Consider the following 574-nt stretch of genomic DNA (forward strand, 5'->3'; position numbering starts at 1 on the left):
CAGTTTCTACGTCGTTCTTATCAAACTGAGTTACGGGGGAATGCCCTTCCGCATCCGCATAAATTGGCGCAAAGTCTGTAATCGTGGTTGGTGAAATTACAACACCACCCGCGTGCTTACCGGCGTTACGTGTACAACCTTCTAATAGGCGACACATATCGATGAGTTCTTTAACTTCCTCATCGGCCTCATAAAGCTCAGGCAGAGCAGGCTCGGCTTTAAACGCTTTTTCTAGCGTCATACCCGGATCTGGCGGAACCAGTTTCGAAATACGGTCAACGAAACCAAATGGGTGACCAAGAACACGACCAACGTCACGGATTACTGCTTTCGCCGCCATCGTACCGAATGTGATGATCTGAGATACGGCATCGCGACCGTACATTTCGGCAACGTGATCAATCACTTGGTCACGCTTATCCATACAAAAGTCGACGTCGAAATCGGGCATGGATACACGTTCTGGGTTCAAGAAACGTTCGAAGAGCAAGTCATATTCAAGCGGATCAAGATCGGTGATTTTCAGCGCGTAGGCCACCAAAGAACCGGCACCCGAACCACGACCAGGACCGAC

Annotated in this window: 1 pseudogene; it reads right to left on the reverse strand. The window is 49.8% G+C overall.

The window, feature by feature from the left end:
* A pseudogene (gene dnaE, locus R8O11_RS29940) lies at positions 1–574 on the reverse strand (DNA polymerase III subunit alpha); the annotation flags it as partial.

The organism is Vibrio sp. 1288, from assembly GCF_033344475.1.